Here is a 22,446-nt window from a genome sequence, read left to right as displayed (position 1 = left end):
GGGCAACTGGTGATACGACCAGCGGCTGAATTACAGGCAAAAGAATCCCAGCCGCTAAGGGCCGAGATTTTTGTTAGTCACGCAGTCTAATTACCAATGAATACAATTAACCATGTGGTATATAATAGCCTTGATAGCCAAAGAAAAACTGATCCAAAGGATAGATCTAACTTTGTTAAAAAAACCTTAATAAAATAAAACGATTTTTCATCATCAATTAATCCTTGGTAAAAATATTTACCATACAGAGCAAAGAGAAAGAATGATATCCCTCCAGCCAAGTTAGATATTAATAATAAATTATTAAATTCCCTTCGATATTCAGCTATTGCTGCTGTTATATAACCAAGAACAAGAAAAATTAATGCGCAATTTGATAAAATGCTACGTTTGAAGAACATAAAATTAAAATAAAGTAAAGAGTCCTTGCCTACCTTAGGTCCACCAAGGTTTCTATACACAAAAATAAAAAAACACACTCCCCACAATAACAAGAAAAACAGCATCATAAACGATGATAAATTAAGAACAATATCATTTGAAATCATGGTGTTATATTTCCTTAGTAGAATCACCATTCAGATCTATTTTTTCATTATGAGATCCCGTTGAAGATACTGTAAAATCAATACTTGGCTCAACAGAGAAAGAAAAACCAATACCATCTTTCCCAGCAGTCATCCCTAAGGAACCAAGACCAAAACCGAGACTAGTTGAATAATCACGGCTTAAGTCACCAAACATTCCAGGTGCGTATGGACCAAAATCAATACCTACTGAAGCCACAGCCTTAACACCAAACTCTTTCGTATGTCCGGTAGAAACAGAGAAGTAATCATTATTAATCTCAGCCCCTCCTTTCAAAGCAAGTCCCACACCACCTGAAATCTCAAGCTTTCCATTAGGTTTAACTTTATATGTTACCCCCATCGATGGCCCCATTCCATTTGCAATATTATCAAGACCAGCCTGCGTTTGTTCCTGTGTCAAATTATGCTCGACAGCATACTGTGCCCATGATGCCACCGATGCACCATAATTTCTCGCCCCAGTTGACAGATTGAATCCATCTCCCAAAGCGTTATTATCAACTATTATTTAAGCAAATATTCAAATTTACTTATGCATCCTAAAGCGTTATCCATTTCTGCAACATCCTTAAATAGATCTATTATTTTTTCATATCGTGATAAGCGTGATCTGGATATTTCAGAGTTTAACCATACAAGGTTCACTGGCCGTTCAACCATACTTGTCAAAACATCCCACAGCGCATCAAGATTACGACCATACCAAATAGGGAGGTCAAGTTCTTTTGTAATCACATCATGAAAATCATCTTCAGATTCAATTAGTAAACCATCTAATATTACATTCATTAGCTATTTACAAGTGCCCACGGGTATAAAAGAATCATAATGATCCGGCGTTACATACAATAAACCATCACTTGAATACAACAAGCGAGATGTAGGTTGGGAAGCATTACCACGTGACATCGTATTGCTAAGTCCTATATCTGCTTCAAACCATACGCATCCCGGTGCTGATGGCAATAATTCATCGCTATTTCTGAATATATCGCCCCCAGTTTGCCCTCCTGGCACATAGTTATTAACTGCTTTACCTTCCGACTACCCAGATGCATAAGCATTCATTTTATTTACATAATTAGCGGGCAGCTTCCCTGTAGCCTGTAAGCTTTCGATAACTTCATTTGCCGCCTCCGTCGTTTTCAGATCCAATTTAAGACCTGCATAGTTAGCAGCATTGTGGGCGGCATTATTGGTGTTTTTTGCAACATTAGCCGCCACAGCTTCAGCCTTAGCCACCGTTACTTCTGCCAACCCCGATCGCTCCAGCAGCACCCACACCTCCCGGTGTAATCGCTTCCGCTACCTGCAATCCGGCATTGTTCAGACAAATCGTCGGCGCAGCCTTACACCCTTCCAGTGCCGCTTTTGCCGCCGCCACGATTTCCGGCGTGGCTCCCACGATCATTGCACCACCGGCAACGCCTGCCACACCTGCTGATACCACGAGATTACCCCTTTCGCAATCTCCGCCTTACAGGCAACACCACATTCGTCGCTTTTGCCTAACCAGAACCCTAACGCCGTCCCGGCATCTGCACCCAAAGCGTTATTCTCCACCGCATTACGACCAGACTGTGCGCCGCTGGCGGCGGAGGCGGTGCTGTTGCTTGCCAGGCCGGATACCAGACCCGCGGCCAGTGTCGAGAGCGCGCTAACTGACTGTTTCTCCGCTTCCGTCAGGTCGTTCGCCGTTTTGCCGGGGTATTCTTTGGCCATGATGGCACGGGCGGCCAGTTCACCGCTGGAGGCACCTAGCGCCCCCGCTGCCGCATCCTGACCCGACAGTTGTGCAACCACTGCCCCCACCACTGCATGCGCCATCGCATTTGCTGCGATATCGGACACCGTGGCTTTGCTCTCATCCTTCGGCATCGTGACATCTTTCACCAGCTGTGCCAGATACGGTGACGCGCCGCTGGCAATCGCTTTCTGGATATCCCCGCCCGCCAGTGCCTGAATCGCCGCCGTCGCCGCCTGTGCCGCTCGCTGGAAATCGCTACCCGTGCCGTATTTCTGCATCTCGGCCTTGTAGGTCGGCGATTCCGTCAGCGCCTTTTTATAGTCCTCCCACTGCGCGACCGAGTCACCGTCTTTCGGACGTTCGACTTTAGAATCACCTTTCGCTTCCGCGGCCTTCTGCGCTTTCAGCTCGCCTTCTGTGCGCACAATATCCATCACCTGCGCGCCGATTTCACCAATCAGCTGCGCCTGCTTCAGGAGTTTCTGCTCTTTCTCTTTGTTAAAGATCGGGCTGAGCGCCGCATAGGTGGTGACTTGAAAAACTCAGTTTTAATTCCGGCCAGGCCATTATCGTAACCGTTGAGCGAGGCAAACTGGTGTTTGAACCAGAACTGAAACGCTACCTGATAAAAAGAAGATCACGGTTTAAGGCCGAGATCTTTGAACACATTTCATTTCTCTTTATTCGCTTTGATCCAGGACATAATCCAGATTCCTATTCCCAAGGGGACTCCCCCAGATAGACCTTTTCTAGCTGAGTCAATAACTCCGTTCTGCCACGAAAAGTAAAAAAAACCATCCTTAAGAAAGAATACAGATGCGATACCCAATCTAATAAGAAGCATAGTTAAAGCAATGAGCACAGTGAATGACGTGATTAGAACCAAAAGAGTTTTAATCCCTACTTTATTTACCATTTTGATTATTCCTGATTGCATTTACTTGGTTCTCCGCTTCAGAAGTCGCTGCTTCTGAACTCAAAGCACCGACTACCGCCCCTACAGATTCCGCAGCTCTATCTGAAACCATAGGATTTAGCTTATTGCCATAGGTGATTACTTTACCGCCAGCAGCACCAACCGCCGTACCAATCCCCGCAGCAATAGAAGCAGTTAACGGATCTTTATTCTGCAATTTTGCACCCGTATATGCACTGGCAACGCTTACCACTTCTGTAAACCAGAATCCTCTACCTTGCGTTACCGCACCAGCGCCTGTAGCAATCAGCGCATCTGTATAACTGAATGGACTATTTCCCATTAACTGATTACTAATATTTGCTGTACCACTGATGGCTCCACCGCCAATTATTGTGCCCGCACTCAACATACTGGGTAAAAATACTGGAGCGACAACCACAGAAGCTCCAGCTCCCCACGCGATTAAAAGGCCTCGGACAGGATCCTGCCCTTCCGGCATCGTTCCTGTGATCAATTTGTGCATCGCATACTGACGCTCTTCTTCCGTTATCGGATTCAGCACGTTACCGTTTTCATCCAGCAAATTGGTATTGGTATATAACGACGTCATCGACATACCAACATCCTGTAACCCTTTCGGCATACCATTTGGACCGAATAAATTATTCTCTACCGCATTACGCCCTGACTGCGCTCCGCTGGCGGCGGAGGCGGTGCTGTTGCTTGCCAGGCCGGATACCAGCCCCGCGGCCAGTGTCGAGAGCGCGCTAACTGACTGTTTCTCCGCTTCCGTCAGGTCGTTCGCCGTTTTGCCGGGGTATTCTTTGGCCATGATGGCACGGGCGGCCAGTTCACCGCTGGAGGCACCTAGCGCCCCCGCTGCCGCATCCTGACCCGACAGTTGTGCAACCACCGCACCCACCACCGCATGCGCCATCGCGTTTGCTGCAATATCGGATGCTGTGGCTTTGCTCTCATCTTTCGGCATCGTGACATCTTTCACCAACTGTGCCAGATACGGTGACGCGCCGCTGGCAATCGCTTTCTGGATATCCCCGCCCGCCAGTGCCTGAATCGCCGTCTTTCGGACGTTCGACTTTGGAATCACCTTTCGCTTCCGCAGCTTAAACTCAACGGTAAGTGGCTGGAAGACCTCGGTTTTAACACCGGCCAGTCTGTTATCGTCACCGTTGAGCGCGGTAAACTGGTCATTGAGACGGAACTGCGGTTCTGACCGATAAAAACAACGATCCCGGCTCAAGGGCCGGGAGCATTCAAGCGTATGAAACCAAATTGAAAACTTCTGCTCTTAAGCAATCAAACTCTTCATTTTCATCGAATAGAAGAACACCATCCTTGTAGAGTAATAAGTCATTCAATGACCCCATTCCACCATAAAGGCCCAGAAGCTCTGTTCGGACTACATCTGGAGACACAATTAGTCTATTGGATAGTTCAGCAAGCCCATTAGCCCAGTCAGGATAACCACCTATATTCAAAAGTAGTGCCATACGTTTTAATTTACTTTGTATAACTAGCAATCTATCTTGATTCATTTTAATGGTTTCCTCTCAACAACCTCAGCACCTTTAATTTCCCAAGGTTTAATAACTACAATCTGTTGCGTACCACCGACATATAACCCATTTTGGGTTCCAACTTCACCTACATACACTTTTGTACCTGAGGGGATTTTTATCGCAAAAGATGTATCTATTGGTGACGTTCCCCCGCCAGGCCACTTAGGAAGAACAGCTTTATCGATCCTTGTTTGAATAACACCTTGTGGTGCTTCCGAACTAAAGAACTGACCATAAGGTTTATCGGACACCCCTCCACGAAAAAGAATAGTATCTTCTTTCAATACCATTTCTTTATACCTTCCACCACTAAAAGTGGCTGCTAAATCATTATCTAACGGCCCAGGTTTAATTGCTGAATATTCACCAATAACCTTATTTGGGAACGAAACAACACTGTGACTAACAGCAGATTCAACTTTACCCACTACTTTAGCTACCACTCTTTCCGTGAGTGCCGTCCCTGCTTTCGTAACACCTACTCCGCCTGCGATGGCCGCAGCCAAATCAGACACGAGTTTACCAGCTTCAACACCGGCATTGTACGCACCACTTGCGCCAGCCTTCTGATACTCAGACTCCATCAGATTGATACGGTCAATGTAGCTTTGCTTAACCGCATCCGACATCGTAATAAAAATGTCATCGCTCGTTATCAATTGCTTGATTGCATCATAAGCCGCAGCAGGATCACTGATGGATTTCGATAAGCTCTCGACTGAGTCGTAAATCCCTTGAGGAACACCAACCAGCATACCTGCACCGTAGGCAGCATCTTGCCCCAGACTGATGGCATCCCATTTTGCCCCCACTTGCAATTGGCAGGACATATTGCCTTTACAGGCATCAAACTCTTTATCTCTCTCTGAGCGCTGTTGATTGCTCAGATAGTTATTCTCCACCGCATTACGCCCAGACTGTGCGCCGCTGGCGGCGGAGGCGGTGCTGTTGCCTGCCAGACCGGATACCAGACCCGCGGCCAGTGTCGAAAGCGCGCTAACTGACTGTTTTTCCGCTTCCGTCAGGTCATTCGCCGTCTTCCCAGGATATTGATCGGCCATGATGGCACGGGCGATCAGTTCACCGCTGGAGGCACCTAGCGCCCCCGCTGCCGCATCCTGACCCGACAGTTGTGCAACCACCGCACCCACCACCGCATGCGCCATCGCGTTTGCTGCAATATCGGACGCCGTGGCTTTGCTCTCATCTTTCGGCATCGTGACATCTTTCACCAGCTGTGCCAGATACGGTGACGCACCGCTGGCAATCGCTTTCTGGATATCCCCGCCCGCCAGTGCCTGAATTGCTGCCGTCGCTGCCTGTGCCGCTCGCTGGAAATCGCTACCCGTGCCGTATTTCTGCATCTCGGCCTTGTAGGTCGGCGATTCCGTCAGCGCCTTTTTATAGTCCTCCCACTGCGCGACCGAGTCACCGTCTTTCGGACGTTCGACTTTGGAATCACCTTTCGCTTCCGCGGCTTTCTGCGCTTTCAGCTCGCCTTCCGTGCGCACAATATCCATCACCTGCGCGCCGATTTCACCAATCAGCTGCGCCTGCTTCAGGCGTTTCTGCTCTTTCTCTTTGTTAAAGATCGGGCTGAGCGCGTTGTTCGCGTGCTCAACATCACGGCTCAGCGTGGCGATATCCTGCACCTGCTTCGCCGTGTCCCGCAACAGCAGGCTGCCGTCACTCACCGCCGCATAGGTGGTGCTGGATGCATTGCCACTGTTACCCAACGCCATCATCGCCAACGTCGACAGCATGCTACCGCCCATCGATGGGCTGGCGCTGAAACCTGCGCCGCTGTGCTCCACCTTGAATTCGGCTTTATTGTTAAGCCCGCTCCAGCCGAGCGTCCCCGTTTCCAGCCGGTTTTTCTCGGCGCTGGCGGTAGAACCAATCACGGCGGCGTCAAGCTGGGTATGTTCACCAGTTTTTATACCAAATCCGTCTTTACCAGCAAAGAACCCCGTCTGCTGCTGCACACTATCATAATTGCTGTGCATCTTGTCCTTGCTGAGGCTGATGTAGCCGCTGCCGCCACCGCCGCCCCAGGTAAAGCTGCCGCCTGCCGATCCGCTAACCTGTTTGGAATCATAGCGGTCACTATCCTGCTGGCTTTGCAACAGCAGATTACGCCCTGCGTCAACATCAATGCGCTCAGCGTTCACCTGCGCGCCAATCAGTCGCGTGTCGCGATCGCTTTTCAGCGTGACATGGTTACCTGCATCCACCGTGGTTTCTGACCAAGTATTGCCCGTGCCGGTTTCCCGCCCTTTCGCCGCATTAACGTTAGCAAAAATGCTAAGCCCCGCGCTACCGTTGCTCAATCCCAGACTGACACCGATATTGCCGCCGCTGCTGCTGTTTTTGCCACTCAGCGCTTCACTATTACGGGCAGAGATCAGGTGGATATCTTGCGCCGCGTTCATCATGACATCGCCGCCCGCCTTAAGCTGGCTACCCGCAACCGTGATATCTCCCGTGCGCGCGTCAATACCGATATCTCGCGTCGCATTCAGCGTCGAACCAAAGCTCTGCTTCTGTTCACTAGTCTGGCTGGATCGTGAGTTCTGCGCCCCGAGAGAAATACTGACGCCGACGAAAGAGGCTTCCCCTTTGTTGTTCAACTCGGACTGACTGCCCTGATAGGCCTGATACCCAGCCAGCCCCGCCTTCATCCCCTGAAGCAGCGCCAGTCGACCATCACTTTCGCTTTTTGCCGCCTGAATGCTCTGCACCGCGCTGTTGAGCGCAGCCCCAACTACGCCGGAGAGCGCAATAGTCAGGCCTGCACTTTTCTGCTCAAACTCCTGTTGCTGCTTGCGCGTGTCATAACCCGGATCGATCGTGACGTTGTTGCCTTGCAGGAGGATGTCTTTCCCCGCCACTATATCGGTGCCGCTGAGGGTGACATCGTTCCCAGCCTTCACCGTCACTGAGTCTGTCGTACTGCCAAGCGTGCTGATGCTCTGACTCTGCGTTGCGGCCTGATCGCGCAGTTTTTGGCTAGTCGACGTCGATCCGATGGTGAAGCCGATGCCGCCGCCGCTGAACAAGCCGCTTTTTTTCTTGCTGTGCTCTTCATAGTTCTGGTAGTTCTCTACGCTGGCAGCGGTGTTAACGTCATTATTCGCCAGCAGCGTGACCTGCTTGTCGCCGACCACCGAGGAACCTTGCAGATTGATATTCTGATTAGCGGCCATCGTGACACTGTCACCCGACAGCAGGCTGCCCTTCTCATCGGTTTGCAACGTTTCCCGCAACGTATGCGTCACCGTCTTCGAAAAGGCCTTTTTCTTGATTTTTGTTTCTTCAAAGAAGGTGTGCTGCGTTTCGGTTGCCGACAGCAGATTGATGTCGTTGCCCGCCTGTGCCGTCACCGCGCCGCTGGCCACGCCCTGTGCCGCTTGCAGATTGATGTCTCTGCCCGCCTGCAAGTTCAAGCCCTTGCCCGTTGTTAACTCGGTGCTCTGCTGAGTGATGTTTTGCTGCCAGTCGGCATGACGGTTCCACCAGCTGCCGCTGTAGGTTTCTTCCTCTTGAGACAGCAGATTGAGATCGCGTCCAGCCGCCAGTGTCGCATTGCCTTTGGCATTCAGGCTGGCCGCCTCAGACAAGACATCTCGTCCCGCCACCAGAGCCAGGTCGCCGCCGCTCAGTAACTGGCTGTTTGCCACCTCCTGCGTGCGACGCTGCGCCGTGCTACCGCCCTGATACAGCGTCTCTTTTAGCGTGTCCTGCGCGGTGAGGCGAATATCATTACCCGCCGCCAGCGACAGCGCCGAGCCGCCGGAAAGCTGGCTGGCATCGATCTGAATATCCAGACCCGCTACCGCTTTCAGCGCACCGCCCGCATTGACGGCGCTACCTTGCACGGTCGTGTTCAGCGCGGTATTGCTGCTACCCCACCCGATATCCACGCGATTATTGGTCAGCGTCAGCGCCTCAATCGCCACATTGCCTTTGGCGTTCAGCGCCATATCCTGCCCGGCATTCAACGTGGCCGCCACGTTGCGGATATCCTTGCCCGCGCTGAGGGTCAGGCTGTTACCTGCTACAATTTCGGCGGTTTTACCCAATTCGGTGAACGTGAGCGATCCCGTGCCGCTGCGTGAAGCATTCGGCTGCGCGGTCTGAAAATCGCGCGACGCGGTCTGGTTGATGATGTCGCCGTTAATGCTGGCGAGTTGCAGCGTGTTACCTTCAATCCGGCTGCCGCTGTTGGTGATGTTGTTCAATGCCACCAGATTCAGGCCGCCGTCTGACTTGATCAGGCCGCCCTCATGGTTATCAATCTTGTCGCCGCTGGCAATCGCCAACACTTCAACCGCCTTGATCGTGCCGCTGTTGGTGACGCCGCCGCCCGCGTTCAGCTCAACCTTGTTCGCGACAATCGCGCTGCCCTGCAGGTTATTTTTATCCGCCTGCGCCAGATACAGCTTCGGTGCCAGCACAGTCTGACCGTTGACCTCGATATTTTCCCACCAGACCATACTCTGACTGAGGTTGGCTACCTGATCCGGCGTCAAACTCACACCCAGTTGCAGGTTCATGCCTTTCTGCGCCGCCGCGGCGTTATCGAGCAGCATCTGCATCTGTGCCAGATCGGAACCAGCGCCATTCAGGTGACGCTGCCCGCTCTGTTTCAGCACCGCCTGACTGATGTAGCGGGTATCAAACTCCGCATCCCCCAGAAAACGGTAGTCGTGATCCGCATCCAGATTCAGTTTATCCAGTAGATAGGACGACCCCAACACCTTGTCGGCCTGCGTCCACTGTGAGCGCGTTTCGACTGGCACCACCGTTGACGGTTGTTGCCCCAACAGCGTTTGCAGATCGCTGAACAACGCATTGTCGACCTGACCTAACTGTTCCAGTTTCGGGTTGGTGTGGATCAGGTAGCGGCTGTCCGCATTAGGATCGACAACCAGCAGCCCGTTATTACCTGTCGGCAGTGGGTACTCGGCGAGCGGATTGGTACTCAGGTTTTGGAGTCCATTACCGATGGCGCTCAGCAGCTCAGCAGCAGAAAGAGGCTGTGGCACAGAGGGCGTACCCCCACCCGGAAAGTTGTCTGCACTCACCGTCTGCTTCGGTGTTTCCACAACCACCGCGCCCGGTTTCGCCAACGTTACAGGTGCCCCTACCGTGCCCGCTATCGTGACACCTGTCGTCGAATTGTCCACGGTAACGGGCGTCAGACTCTGTCCGGCATCAGGACGTTGGCCTGTCGACGTGAGCGCAACCGCATCAGAATGGACGACAGGGCTGGCGTTGGGATCGGTTAACACTAGCGCATCATCGGTTTTCAGCGTCAGCGGCCCTGCGGCCTGCTGCCCAGGCGTCATTGTCGTAATGTTCTCAGCCTGCGCCGCCGTTTGCAGCGCGGTGCCAGCCTGCTGCGTCAGCGCGACCGAATCAGGGTTGCTGATATGACCGGAAGTAGCAGGTTGTAACACCACCGCGTCGCCGGTATTCAGCGTCAGCGGCTCTGCGGACTGCTGCCCCTGCGTCAACGGTGTAATGTTCTCTGCCTGCGCCGTCGTTTGCAGCGAAGTGCCAGACTGCTGCGTCAGCACCACGGCTTTACCCGTCGCCGCTACGCCTATGGCATTACCCGCCAACGTCGCCTGTCCACTACCTGCTTTTGTGACGTCAACCGCACCCGCGTTAAACGACGAATCCTGGCTGACCAACTGACGCGTGGTCTGTTTCTGCAATGGCGACAGCGCGGTGATGCTATCCAGCACCGGTTTGGTGGAGGCAGGCATAAACCCACCGCTGCCCGGTTGCAGCGTGGTATTACTGATATCCTGTTTAAAGTTGGCGGTAATGGTGCCGCCCGCCTGAATTAACGCGTTATAGCTTTCGCCAACAGTTTTTTCGTAGGTTGGGGTGTTTTTCAAGATATAAGTAAGATATGGGGAAAAATTGGCCAACATGTAATCAAAACTAGATGGTGTATATTTAACTTTTGAAAGCACACCATTTATATAATACTGTGCTGGTTTGTACTTAGCATTTTCATACTGATATGTTAAATATTTTTTTGTAACCCCTGTTTGATATGACTGATTACTTATACTATTTCCAATTAACTCTATTTTTTTTCCTGAAACGATCTGAGAGGCATCATTAATTAGGAGAGTTGAATTTATAGAAATATTATTTCCAGAATAGATTCGGCCATCATAACCTAGTACAGATATATTAATTTCCTTATTTGCTATTATAATATTTTTAATATAAGCATGTTCGTAGGGAACATATAACGAAGATGATGGCTTCATACCATATACTATTGATTCATCACTAGAATATCCATCACCTCTATAAACAGAGATGAAACTTACGACCCCATAATCCTCAGGTTTAAACCATTCGATCGGGATATTAGCCGTCGTTTTACCTACCCAATCCGGCACCGAGTCCCCAGCCAATTCACTCTCCGTCACCACCAACCCTTCACGCTGGTTAGTCAACGTACCAGTATTAATCGTGATATCGCCGGACTGCGTTTCGATAGTACCTGAACTGTTTAACAACGAGGTGCTGGCCGTGCCTTGGTCGTCACGCTGAATGAGCAGGTTATTACCTGCCAGAATGGTGCCAAAGACGTTGGTGAGGGAATCGGACAGCAAGCGCATATTGCCGCCCGCATAGAGCATGCTGCTGTTATGGAGCGTGCCGCCCGCCTGAATCAGCAGATCGCTCGTAGTGCCAATCAGCCCTTTATTATTCAGCGTGTTATCACTGACCAGCGTCAGATTCCCGCCAGCCTGAACGCTGCCCGTTTCCAGTTGTACGATGTCTTTCGCGCTGATACGCGACTCACCGCCGCCCGCCTGAATGTTGCCCTGATTGGTAAGCGTACCAGTACTGGTCAATTGGACGGATTTACCCTGTAACGTCCCGCGCTGATCGAGGTCACCCGCGACGTTTAGCGCTAATTTTTGCCCCGCTGCCATGCTCTGGGTGAAGGTCAGCGGCCCGGTGATATCGGCAGTCAGGTTACCCAGCGCGACCAGTTGCCCGTCCTGTTGCAATGTATTAGTTTTCAGGCGCAAATCCTGCGCGCTGTAGAGCTTCGCGCCCTGACGGTTGATCAGCCGCTGCGTCTGCAGCGCCAGCTGTGTCAAGCCCAGCAGCGTGCCGTGGTTGTCCAGTTCGTCGGCGATGATTTCCAGTTCACCCGCCTGCACCAGCCCGTTATTCACCCACTGCGGGATTTTCAGCGTCAGTTTATCCTGCGCCATCAGGCTGCCCTGCTGGGTAAACTGTGCGGTATTCACGTCCAGCCCACGCCCCTGCAGCCAGCCGTGGTTTTCTACCGCCGCTGATTTCAGCGTCGTGGTGCCGTCGGATAACAGCTGTCCGACCTGTTGGTTGACGATGCGGTCTGTCGTGTCCAACTGTAGCGCAGCGGTGCCCTGCACCGTGCCGCCGTTGGTGACGGTATTGCCCGTCAGCGTGGTGTTGACGGCTTTTATCTCGCCCTGATTATTCAGCGCGACCGCCTGCACGTTAAGCGTGCCGTCGCTGCTTAAACGCGCCTGTGGCGCATTACTGAACTGATTTGAGACTGTCGCGTTAAGCGCGCTATCGCCACGCAGAGTGCCGTGATTCGTGATCTCATCGGCACCCAGCGTCAGCGTGCGGCCCTGAACCTGTCCACGGTTAGTGATGTCATGCGCCGTCAGGCTGAGATCGCCGCCGCTGACAAGTTGGCTACCCTGCGCGCCCTGATATGATCCGGTCAGTTGCAACGTACCACGCTGCACGCCCAGCAGATTTCCCTGTTGATCGAGGTCACTGGTTGTCAGACGCAATTCGTCCGCTTGCCACAGCCCCTGATTGCTCAACACGCCAGTCGTGAGTTCGCCCACGCCGCCGCTGAGTAAACGTCCCGCCGCCAGATTGTCGACGCGATCGGTCAATTGCAGCGTAAAGCCGCCGACACCCGTCAGCGTACCGCTGTTTTCCAGCGTCTTGCCCGTTAACGTCACCGTTCCCTGCGAGAACAGTTCACCCTTATTTGTTAGCGCGTCGCCGTTGAGCGACAAACCGTTCAGCCCCGCTACGGTGCCACTGTTATCGAGCGATTCGCCATTCAACGTCAGCGTACCCGCCTGCCATAAACCGGCGTTTTCTGCCTGTTTAGCATTAAGGGTAGATACGCCTTTGCTGAGCAGTTGACTGCTTTTATCGCCGACATAGCGCAGCACGTCGAGCAAACGCAGTGCGTCGGTGCCCTGAATACGTCCCTGATTATCGATTTCACCAGCCCGCAGTTGCAGGTCGTTAGCCTGTAGCGTGCCCGCGTTGATCAGCGATCCGCTGTCAACACGGCCTGCGCCGTTGGTCAGCAGTTCACCACCGGCGCGGTTAAGTAGCGCATCACGGTTTGTGACCGTCAGGCCATTGCTGCCCAGCACGCGCCCGCCGTTCTCCAACGTACCTGTGGTCAGGCTCAGCGTTCCCGCCGCTATCTCTCCGCTTTGCGTAACACGCTCAGCATTGATAACCGCATTCCCGTCACTCAGTAGGTGGGATAAATCGGTTCCCTGATAGGTGCGCAGTAAATCGAGGCGAAGGCCATCCTGACCGAGCAGCGAACCACCATTAATCAGGTCGTTCGCGGACAGTTCCAGTGTTTTCCCCTGCCAGAATCCGTCGTTAATAACCTCACCTGCCTTCGCCAGCAAGGCGCCACTGGTCAGCAGTTGACCATCGCGACCTACCGTCAAGCCTTCGCGCAATTCCAGCGTGATGCCGCGTTCACCGACTAGCGTACCCTGATTGTTCAGCGCCCCGCCGTTCAGCGCCAGCACTCGGCTTTCCCAGCGTCCGCTGTTGTTCAGTTGATTACCGTGTAGCGTCAGTGTGTCGGCCGTGTGCAGCAGACCTGCGCCCTGATAGTCGCCACGGAGCAACAGTGCGCCGTCAGCAATCAGATTGCCCGCGTTGCGAATATCCGTACTCTGCACGTCCATCTTGCCTACACTGGAGACCGTACCCTGATTGTCGAACTGGCTGGCGCTCAGCCAGCCGTCACCGCCGGAGAGCAGCGTGCCCTGATTGGTTAACACGCTGGCAGGGTTGTTGCTATCCAGCGTGATAGCGAATCCACGATCGCCCTGCATCCGTCCGCGGTTGGTCAGCTGTTGTGCCTCAAACGTCAGGCGTTCTGCCTGCACGTCACCGTCGTTTATCACACTTGCAGCGCGTAAGGCGGCAATGCCCTGTGACAGGAGCGTACCGTTTTGTTGGTTAGTCAGGCTGTGGGTTGTCGTCAGCGACAAGGCATTGATGCCGAAAATCTGCCCACTGTTGGTCAGATCATTGGCCTGAAGCGTGATATCGCCCGCCTGCCACTGCCCGTGGTTGTCGACCTGATCCGCCGTCAGCGTGCTGCGGCCCTGACTCAGCCATTTGCCCTGATTGCGTGCCATCCCCGCAATCGCCAGCGTCAGTGCATCCACACCCAGCATTTTTCCGCGGTTATCCAGCGTCTGGGCGTCCACGGTCAGCGCGCGGGCTTCCAGCGTACCCTGCTGATCGAGGCTTTTCGCGATTACACCCAACGTATTGCTGCCGCTGATAACACCGCGATTATCCAGCTTATTGCGCAAGTTCAGTTGTAGATCGTCCGAACCCAGCATCTGCCCGTGGTTGAGCACGTCCTCCGCGGTTATATCGATACGCTGGCTAGTAAGGTCACCGGTGTTGGTCAAGTCACCACCCAGCGTTAACTGCAGGCTGCGCGTGCCGTTGATCTGGCCATCGTTAGTGAGATCGTTGGCGGTGATGGACAGCGCATGGCTGTTCAGCGCGCCCTGATTGTCGAGATGATTGCCGAGCAGGAACGTTAACCCGTTAACGCCCGTCAGGGTGCCGTGGTTGAATACATCGTTAGCATCAAGGGTCAGCGCATTGCTGCTGATGTCACGCACATTGTTCAGTGTCCCAGTCAGATCCAGGGTCAGGCTGTCCACGCCCGTGATAGCGCCGCTGTTGGTCAGGTCATTCGCATTCAGCGCCAACGCTGCACCGTACAACGCCCCCTGATTATCCAGGCTATCGACGGCGGTCAATTCAAGACGGTCAAGTCCGTTGATTTTCCCGCTATTGACCAGTCTGTCGGTCTGTGCAGTCAGTTGATAGCTGTTCAGCGTGCCATGATTGGTTAACGCATTATCCAGCACCAGTTGCAGACCGTTAACACCAGTGATATTGCCCTCGTTGGTCAGTGTCCGTGCGGCAAGCTCAGCATTTTCACTCCACAGTGTGCCCTTATTGTCTACATCACCGTTTACCAGCGTCGCCTTAAGCGATTTATCGCCCTGAATGTGTCCACGGTTGATCAGGTTTTGTGCGTCCAGCGTCAGGCTATCCGCCTGCCATTCACCGTCATTTTCTACGTTGGTCGCCTGCAATACCGCGAGTCCCTGCGTGAGCAGCTTGCCATTTTGCGTATTGCCCAAACGGTTTTTCGCCGTCAACGACAGCGCAGACAGCCCCAGCAGTTGCCCGGCATTTTCGACGTTATCTGCCGTCAGCGTCAGCGTGTTGCCCTGCCAGAAACCGTCGTTCACGACCATCCCCGCCTGCGCCTGCAGGGCACCGTTGGTAAGCAGTTTGCCGGTGTCGCCGACCGTCAAGCCTTCACGCAATTCCAGCGTGATACCGCGTTCACCGACTAGCGTACCCTGATTGTTCAGCGCCCCGCCGTTCAGCGCCAGCGCTCGGCTTTCCCAGCGTCCGTTGTTGTTCAGTTGATTACCGTGTAGCGTGAGTGTGTCGGCCGTGTGCAACAGACCCGCGCCCTGATAGTCACCACTGAGCGACAGTGCGCCGTCGGCAATCAAATTGCCCGCGTTGCGAATATCCGCACTCTGCACGTCCATCTTGCCTACGCTGGAGATCGTGCCCTGATTGTCGAACAGGCTGGCTTGCAGTTGGTTATCGCCACCGGACATCAAGGTGCCCAAATTGGTTAAACGGCCGGCAGGGTTGTTACTATCCAGCATGACCGCTAACTCGCGATCCCCCTGAATACGCCCACGGTTGCTCAGCTCTTGTGCTTCAAACGTCAGGCGATCAGCCTGTACCTCACCGTCGTTTATCACACTGGCGGCGCGTAAGGCGGCAATGCCTTGTGACAGGAGCGTACCGTTTTGTTGGTTAGTCAGGCCGCGAATTGTCTTCAGCGACAAGGCATTGATGCCGAAAATCTGCCCACTGTTGGTCAGATCGTTGGCCTGCAACGTGATATCACCCGCCTGCCACTGCCCGTGGTTGTCAACTTGATCTGCCGTCAGCGTGCTACTGCCCTGACTCAGCCATTTGCCCTGATTGCGTGCCATCCCCGCAATCGCCAGCGTCAGCGCATCCACGCCCAGCATTTTTCCGCGGTTATCCAGTGTCTGGGCGTCCACGGTCAGCGCGCGGGCTTCCAGCGTACCCTGCTGATCGAGGCTTTTCGCGATGATACCCAACGTATTGCTACCGCTGATAACAGCGCGATTATCCAGCTTATTGCGCAGATCCAATTGCAGATCGTCCGAACCCAGCATCTGCCCATGATTGAGCACATCATTGGCCGTTATCGCTATTTGCTGGCTGGTAAGATCGCCGCGATTGGTCAACGCCTCGTTGAGAGACAGTTGCAGGCTGCGCGTGCCGTTGATCTGGCCATCGTTAGTGAGATCGTTGGCGGTGATGGACAGCGCATGGCTGTTCAGTGCGCCCTGATTGTCGAGATGATTGCCGAGCAGGAACGTTAACCCGTTAACGCCCGTAATCATGCCGTGGTTGAACACATCGTTAGCATCAAGGGTCAGCGCATTGCTGCTGATATCACGCACGTTGTCCAGCGTCCCCTTCAGACTCAGAATCAGGCTGTCCACGCCCGTGATAGCGCCGCTGTTGGTCAGGTCGTTCGCATTGAGCGTCAACACCGTACCGTACAACGCCCCCTGATTATCCAGACTATCGACAGCAGTCAATTCAAGACGGTCAAGGCCGTTGATTTTTCCGCTATTGACCAGTCTGTTGGCCTGTGCGCTGAGCTGGTTGCTGTTCAGCGCACCCTGGTTAGTTAAGGTGTTACCCAGCGTCAGTTGAAGACCGTTAACGCCGGTGATGTTGCCTTCATTAGTCAGTGTTCGGGCGGCAAGCGTGGCGTTTTCGCTCCACAGTGTGCCCTTATTGTCTACATCACCGTTTACCAGCGTCGCCTTAAGCGATTTATCGCCCTGAATGTGCCCACGGTTGATCAGGTTTTGCGCGTCAAGCGTCAGGCTATCCGCCTGCCATTCACCGTCATTTTCTACGTTAGTCGCCTGCAATACCGCGATGCCCTGCGTGAGCAGTTTGCCGTTTTGCGTATTGTCCAGACGGCCCTTCGCCGTCAACGACAGCGCAGACAGCCCCAGCAATTGTCCGGCATTCGCGATCTCGTCTGCCGTCAGCGCCAGCGTGTCCGCCTGCCAGTGTCCGCTGTTTTCCAGCCGATTAGCCGTCAGCGTGCTGGTACCCTGACTCAGCAACTTGCCCTGATTACGTGCGGTATCACGGATGGCAAACGTCAACGCATCCACGCCCAGCATCGTGCCCTGATTGTCGAGTGCGTTTGCCTGCACCTGCAGATCGCGACTTTCCAGCGAACCCCGTTGGTCGATCTGATTAGCGTCAAGCTGCACCCGCTCACTACCGCTAATCAGGCCACGATTGTGCAAGCCGTCTTGCAGCGTCAGATGCAGGTCGTCACCGGAGAGTTCACCCTGATTAAATAGATCGGTCGCTGACAACCGTAGCGTCGCTCCGTAGAGTTCGCCCTGATTCGTCAGGCGATCGTCAAGCGTCAATTGCAACGCGTCAATCCCTGCTATTTCGCCGCCGTTGAACACGTTATCTGCCGTGATATCGATCCGTTGCCCCAGCAACGTGCCCTGATTATCCAGCGTAAGCCCCTTCGCCTGAATGGCATTCGCCCGCCAGTGCCCGGTATTCGCAAGCGTCGTGCCGGACAAGGCCAACAAACCGTCCGTATTGAGCGACCCGCTTCCCTGATAATTCCCCGTCAGCGACAGCGATTTCATTGCCACCACAGCACCGGTATTATCAATCGACTCACCAGTCAAGGTTGCTGCACCGTTGCTGGAGAGCGAGCCTTGGTTGGCTATTTGCGTGGCGCTCAGGTGTACGTCCCCGCCGGACACCAGCGTGCCGCGATTGTCCAGAACACCGCTGTTTTCCCCCGCATACTGAGGTGACACGCTCAGGCTGAGTTGCTGTGCATCTGCCGCCAGCGTTAACGCCATCGCCAGAAAAGACGGCTGACGAAGAGCACGCGTTGGCTCCACGATAATGCCGAGATCGCGATCGGCCTGAATCCGTCCCGTGTTAGTGAAACGCTCGGCCTGCAACGTCAGGTTATCCGCCAGCCATTCACCGTGATTATCCGCCTGAGCGGCCTGCAGAACCGCCGCTCCCTGCGTGAGCAATTTGCCGTTTTGCTGATTGGTCAGCCCATGGTGTGCCGTTATCGACAGCGCCTGAATACCGAGCAATTGCCCTGCATTGGTCACCTCATCCGCTTCCAACGTGAGACTGTCGGCCTGCAGCAGTCCACTATTGTCCAGTTGCTGCGCGGTCACCATCCCGTTGCCCTGCGTCAGCACATTGCCACTGTTTGTGACATTGCCTGCGATGGCGAGCGTCAGCGCATCTACACCCAGAATTTTTCCCTGATTGACCAGCGAGGCAGCGTCCAGCGTGACGGTTTTCCCCTCCAGAGTGCCGAGCTGTTTGACCTCTCCTGCAGTCACTGCCACCGACTGGTTGCCGCTGATGACGCCCGCGTTATCCACTAATCCCGCCACATTCAGTTGCAGGGTATTGATACCCTGAATGTCGCCGCGATTGTTCATGCCTGATGCCGTAAGAGACAGATTGTCGCTGCGCAACTCACCGACGTTATCCAGACGGTCAAACAACGTGATCCCCAGAGAATCACCACCCACAACGCTACCGCGATTCGTCAGACGGTTCGCCGACAGCGTCACGTCATTCCCTAACACCGAGCCCTGATTGGTGAACGACAACCCTTGCAGAGACAGCGCCCGACTTTCCCAGTGCCCGTCGTTAACCAGCGTGTCGCCCTGGAGCGTCAGCGTACCTGCCGTGTTCAGCAGTCCGCTGCCCCGATAGTCGCCGTACAGCGACAGCCCTGTCGCTGCCACCAAACGGCCGTCGTTAATCAACGACATTCCGGTCAGTGCAGTTTGACCCAGACTGGATAGCGTGCCCTGATTATCTATCAGACGCGCAAACAGCGTGGCGTCACCGCCCGTCGTCAATGCGCCACGGTTGATTAACGTGCCCTTGCCTTCAACGGCTGGTAGCGTCAGGGATAAAGCGTCATCCCCCTGAATCTCACCGTCATTGGTTAAATTATTTGCCGTCAGAGTCAGTCGCTGTGCCTGCCATTCTCCGGCATTGACGACATCCGCCGCGGTGAGCACCGCCGCACCCTGAGTAAGTAATTTGCCACTTTGCTGATTGGTCAACCCGTTGGTGGCCGTCAGCGCCAGTGAGGCGATACCGAAGATCTTTCCAGCGTTATCCAGCGAGCCCACCTGAAGTGCAGCGTTTTTTGCCTGTAATAACCCGGTATTATCAAGCTGCTGCGCCGTCACCGTGCTGTCACCGTCACTCAGCAGCGTCCCCTGATTAGACAAGTTGCCAGTTATCGCGAGCGTCAGTGCATCCGTACCGTGAAGCGTGCCCTGATTGGTGAGACGAGCGGCTTCCGCATGAAGCTGGTTGCCCTGCAGCGTACCGGTGTTATCTAGATCTCCGGTGATTGCCAGCATCAGCGCGTCGGTGCCGTAAAACGATCCCTGATTAGTGAGACGAGCGGCTTCCGCGTGAAGTTGGTTGCCCTGTAGCGTGCCGGTATTATCAAGATTGCCGTTTAAGGAGAGTGACAGACTATTGATACCGCTGATGTTGCCGCTGTTGTTAAGCGCGCCACCGACTGTCGTAAGGTTTAACGCCTGTAGCGTGCCTCCGTTCTGAATGTTCGCTGCCTCAATACGCAGCGCATCACCGCTTAACCAGTCGCCGTGGTTGGTAAACGCATCAGCGATAGTCAGGGTTACCGCACCCGGCGCCTGTACCTGCCCGCGGTTCGTGAGCGTATTGGCTTGAAGAGTCAGCGTATTGCCCTGCAACGCGCCGTCATTACTCATGGCATCGCTGACAATCGCCCAGTTCCCTGCCGTCAGCAAACTGCCGCGGTTGTCCAATTGCGCAGCCTTTATCTGTCCGTCGCCGGTAATACTGGTTTTACCTGTATTGAGCCAGCGTTCGGCATTCATCAGGAACTGCTGCGCTTGAATCGCGCCGTCTGTTTCTGCCTGTCCGGCGTTCAGCGTCAGTTCGGTGCCCGCCAGCAGCGTACCGCTGGCAGATTGCGTCAACTGATGCGTAGCATCGAGGAACAACGCGTTATTGGCCTGAAGCGTCCCCTGATTGGTCAGGGTTTCGGTATGCAACTGTAATTCAGGGGCGGTGAGCGTGCCGTCGTTGCTAATGTGCTCGGCGGTCACGTGTAAGGCAGTACCGGCCTTAACCAGACTACGGTTATCCAGCGTTTTCCCCAGCGTCAGCGCCAGTTTTTCTCCCGCGCTGAGCGTGCCGCCATTTACTACACTGCCGCCATGCAGCGCCAACATCTGCTGCGCATTGATGGTGCCGTGGTTTTCTGTCGTCTGATTGGTCAGATCGAGTTCATTAGCCGTCACTTCGCCCTGATTGGTAAACTGACGACTTTGCGCGGTCAGCGCGGTCGCTTGTAGCGTCCCATCGTTGCTGATGCTGTCAGCCAGCAGAAACAGCTGGTTATCCGTCAGGATCTTGCCCTGATTGGCAAGCGCCGTTTGCAGCTCAAGCCTGATATCGTCACGCGCACTGAGTAAGCCAGTATTATCCAGTCGGTTCGCATTGACCGTCAGGCGTTCTGCGGCGGCCAGCGTCCCGCCGTTAGTCAGGTGAGTGCCGCTGAACGTAAACCCCTGTAGCGAAGCGATATCACCCTGATTATCCAGCGAATCGACGGTCAGCGAGATCGTTTTCCCCGCCAGCGTACCACGCTGTACTACCTTCCCACCGTCAACGGTCAGCGCGTTACCTGCGGTTAGATTCCCCTGCCAGTCACCCTGCTGCGTGACGCGCACCGTGGCGTTGTTTTTCGCCTGAAGCTGTGCGCTACCTGCGCCATTGAGGTTTTTCGCCTCAAGACGAATCGTGTCTGCGTCCGCCATTCCCGCCAGCGACACCACGTCCCCACGCACATCAAGTAAGGCATCCGCCTTAATCCCGCTTTTGGCATCCTGCTTCAGCGATTTCCCTGCACCGATCGTGATCTTACCCGCCGCAAGCTGCGCATTAGAGAGTGTGACGCCGTCACTTTTTAGGGATAATTGATTGGCGGATTTGACGGTACCTTGTGCATCCACGCCTGCGCTGATAAGACTGTTCTGCGCAGTCAACTCACCGCCGGACTGGAGATCGATATCCTGCCCAGCACGCAGCCTGGCGTCCTGCAGCGCGATGTCCTGTCTGGCTTTCAGCGTCAGGGCGCTCCCCGCCTGCTGCTTGCCCTGCAACGCTAGCGCGTCAGCATCAGCCTGAATGTTTCCCTGCGCTACCGCATCACCGAGGCTGAGTTTACCGTTGGCAGACAGCGTGATATCACCGCTGCGTGCACTGAGATTGCCGACGTTTACACCCACGCCTTTATCACTGGAAACCAGCTTGATGCGATTGGTGTACATCCCACCGAGTGCGCCAGTATCCAACGCGACTTTTACACCATTAACCGCACCGCCATCCGCCGCCTGCGCCGTCACCTTGCCCGTCGCGTCAACCTGATTGGCACCCAGCACAATCTGCGTGTCATTGGCATTCAGCCCGGCATTAATCTGCGCGGTACGGGAAATCAGGCTAAGGTAGTCGCTCTTGCTCGCATCCAGCCCCTGCCCAGTCAGCGTGATATCGCCGCGTGTCACGTCAATACGTTGCAGATTGCCCTGCGCATCCAACTGGGGTTTCCCAGTGGTCAACGTCACCTGCGGGGTGTTGATAAAACCGCAGCCATCGCAAGTGATGCCGTTCGGGTTGGCAACGATGACGCTAGCCTGTTTACCGCCCACTTCCAGGTAGCCCGCCAGCGTACTGCGGTTGGTCGACACAACTTCGTTGATAATGGCGTCGGCGGCTTTCCCCTTCAGATTGGGGTTGTTCTGGATCAGCCCACCGAGCTGGGTAGGATTGAGCTGTTCTGTGCCGTTATTCAGGATCAGACCAGGCTTGTCGACGTTAAAATCGTGGTACTGGTTGTGGGAGATCCCAGCACTGTTTGGCGTGGCGATGTTGATAACCGGCACGCCGTTGCCAGCCTGATCCAGCGAGGTATTACCCGTTGCGACCTGCACGCCTGCGGCCATTGCTGGCAATAGAGGCTGAAATGCAATGAAGTGGATCAGCGTATACGCCAGCAGGCGCTGTGTGGTTTTTATTGGTTTCATCCCTGATCCC

General features: G+C 54.2%; 11 protein-coding genes. 1 reads left to right on the top strand and 10 read right to left on the bottom strand.

The annotated features are described in order from the left end of the window. Nucleotides 1-86: 86 nt before the first annotated feature. From DUT67_RS10160 to DUT67_RS10125, 8 genes are all read right to left on the bottom strand, one after another. Nucleotides 87-548, bottom strand: a complete 462-nt coding sequence (locus DUT67_RS10160) for a hypothetical protein (RefSeq protein ID WP_113628152.1) — start codon at nucleotides 546-548, stop codon at nucleotides 87-89. Nucleotides 549-552: 4 nt separating this feature from the next. Further along, a complete protein-coding gene (locus DUT67_RS10155; protein ID WP_113633210.1) occupies nucleotides 553-1,026 on the bottom strand; it encodes a polymorphic toxin type 25 domain-containing protein in 474 nt (157 codons plus the stop codon). A 68-nt stretch (nucleotides 1,027-1,094) separates the two neighbouring features. Next, a complete protein-coding gene (locus DUT67_RS10150) occupies nucleotides 1,095-1,379 on the bottom strand; it encodes a barstar family protein (protein ID WP_113633209.1) in 285 nt (94 codons plus the stop codon). Nucleotides 1,380-1,382: 3 nt separating this feature from the next. Beyond that, nucleotides 1,383-1,607, bottom strand: a complete 225-nt coding sequence (locus DUT67_RS10145) for a ribonuclease domain-containing protein (protein WP_223254666.1) — start codon at nucleotides 1,605-1,607, stop codon at nucleotides 1,383-1,385. A gap of 27 nt (nucleotides 1,608-1,634) precedes the next feature. Next, a complete protein-coding gene (locus tag DUT67_RS10140; protein ID WP_223254665.1) occupies nucleotides 1,635-1,847 on the bottom strand; it encodes a hypothetical protein in 213 nt (70 codons plus the stop codon). Beyond that, complete coding sequence (locus DUT67_RS10135) at nucleotides 1,825-2,040, bottom strand: hypothetical protein (RefSeq protein WP_145984886.1); 216 nt, start codon at nucleotides 2,038-2,040, stop codon at nucleotides 1,825-1,827. The genes DUT67_RS10140 and DUT67_RS10135 overlap by 23 nt, the downstream gene beginning before the upstream one ends. Further along, entirely contained in the window at nucleotides 1,998-2,771 is a 774-nt protein-coding gene (locus DUT67_RS10130; RefSeq protein ID WP_368350124.1) for a VENN motif pre-toxin domain-containing protein, read from the bottom strand. Before DUT67_RS10130 ends, DUT67_RS10135 begins: the two co-directional genes overlap by 43 nt. Nucleotides 2,772-3,242: 471 nt before the next feature. Further along, nucleotides 3,243-4,364 (bottom strand): VENN motif pre-toxin domain-containing protein, encoded by a 1,122-nt coding sequence (locus DUT67_RS10125; protein WP_368350123.1) that lies wholly within the window; start codon nucleotides 4,362-4,364, stop codon nucleotides 3,243-3,245. Between DUT67_RS10125 and DUT67_RS10120 the strand changes: the two genes are divergently transcribed. Beyond that, entirely contained in the window at nucleotides 4,302-4,490 is a 189-nt protein-coding gene (locus tag DUT67_RS10120; protein WP_368350140.1) for a SymE family type I addiction module toxin, read from the top strand. The two genes, DUT67_RS10125 and DUT67_RS10120, sit on opposite strands and share 63 nt — an antisense overlap. Nucleotides 4,491-4,530: 40 nt before the next feature. Here DUT67_RS10120 and DUT67_RS10115 read toward each other — a convergent pair whose 3' ends face one another. Both DUT67_RS10115 and DUT67_RS10110 read right to left on the bottom strand, forming a co-directional pair. Next, entirely contained in the window at nucleotides 4,531-4,812 is a 282-nt protein-coding gene (locus tag DUT67_RS10115) for a hypothetical protein (protein WP_053075308.1), read from the bottom strand. After that, a complete protein-coding gene (locus DUT67_RS10110; RefSeq protein ID WP_368350122.1) occupies nucleotides 4,809-22,436 on the bottom strand; it encodes a hemagglutinin repeat-containing protein in 17,628 nt (5,875 codons plus the stop codon). The genes DUT67_RS10115 and DUT67_RS10110 overlap by 4 nt, the downstream gene beginning before the upstream one ends. Nucleotides 22,437-22,446: the final 10 nt, after the last annotated feature.

Source organism: Pectobacterium peruviense (assembly GCF_003312355.2).
GTDB lineage: Bacteria > Pseudomonadota > Gammaproteobacteria > Enterobacterales > Enterobacteriaceae > Pectobacterium > Pectobacterium peruviense.
The sequence above is the reverse complement of the archived record's forward strand: the minus strand, read 5'-3'. Positions and strand labels throughout refer to the sequence as shown.

Bases quoted from the DNA above. Each gene is read 5' to 3' on its own strand.
- DUT67_RS10160 (WP_113628152.1), bottom strand. From the start codon at position 548: ATGATTTCAAATGATATTGTTCTTAATTTATCATCGTTTATGATGCTG.
- DUT67_RS10150 (WP_113633209.1), bottom strand. From the start codon at position 1,379: ATGAATGTAATATTAGATGGTTTACTAATTGAATCTGAAGATGATTTT.
- DUT67_RS10130 (WP_368350124.1), bottom strand. From the start codon at position 2,771: ATGGATATTGTGCGCACAGAAGGCGAGCTGAAAGCGCAGAAGGCCGCG.
- DUT67_RS10115 (WP_053075308.1), bottom strand. From the start codon at position 4,812: ATGAATCAAGATAGATTGCTAGTTATACAAAGTAAATTAAAACGTATG.
- DUT67_RS10110 (WP_368350122.1), bottom strand. From the start codon at position 22,436: ATGAAACCAATAAAAACCACACAGCGCCTGCTGGCGTATACGCTGATC.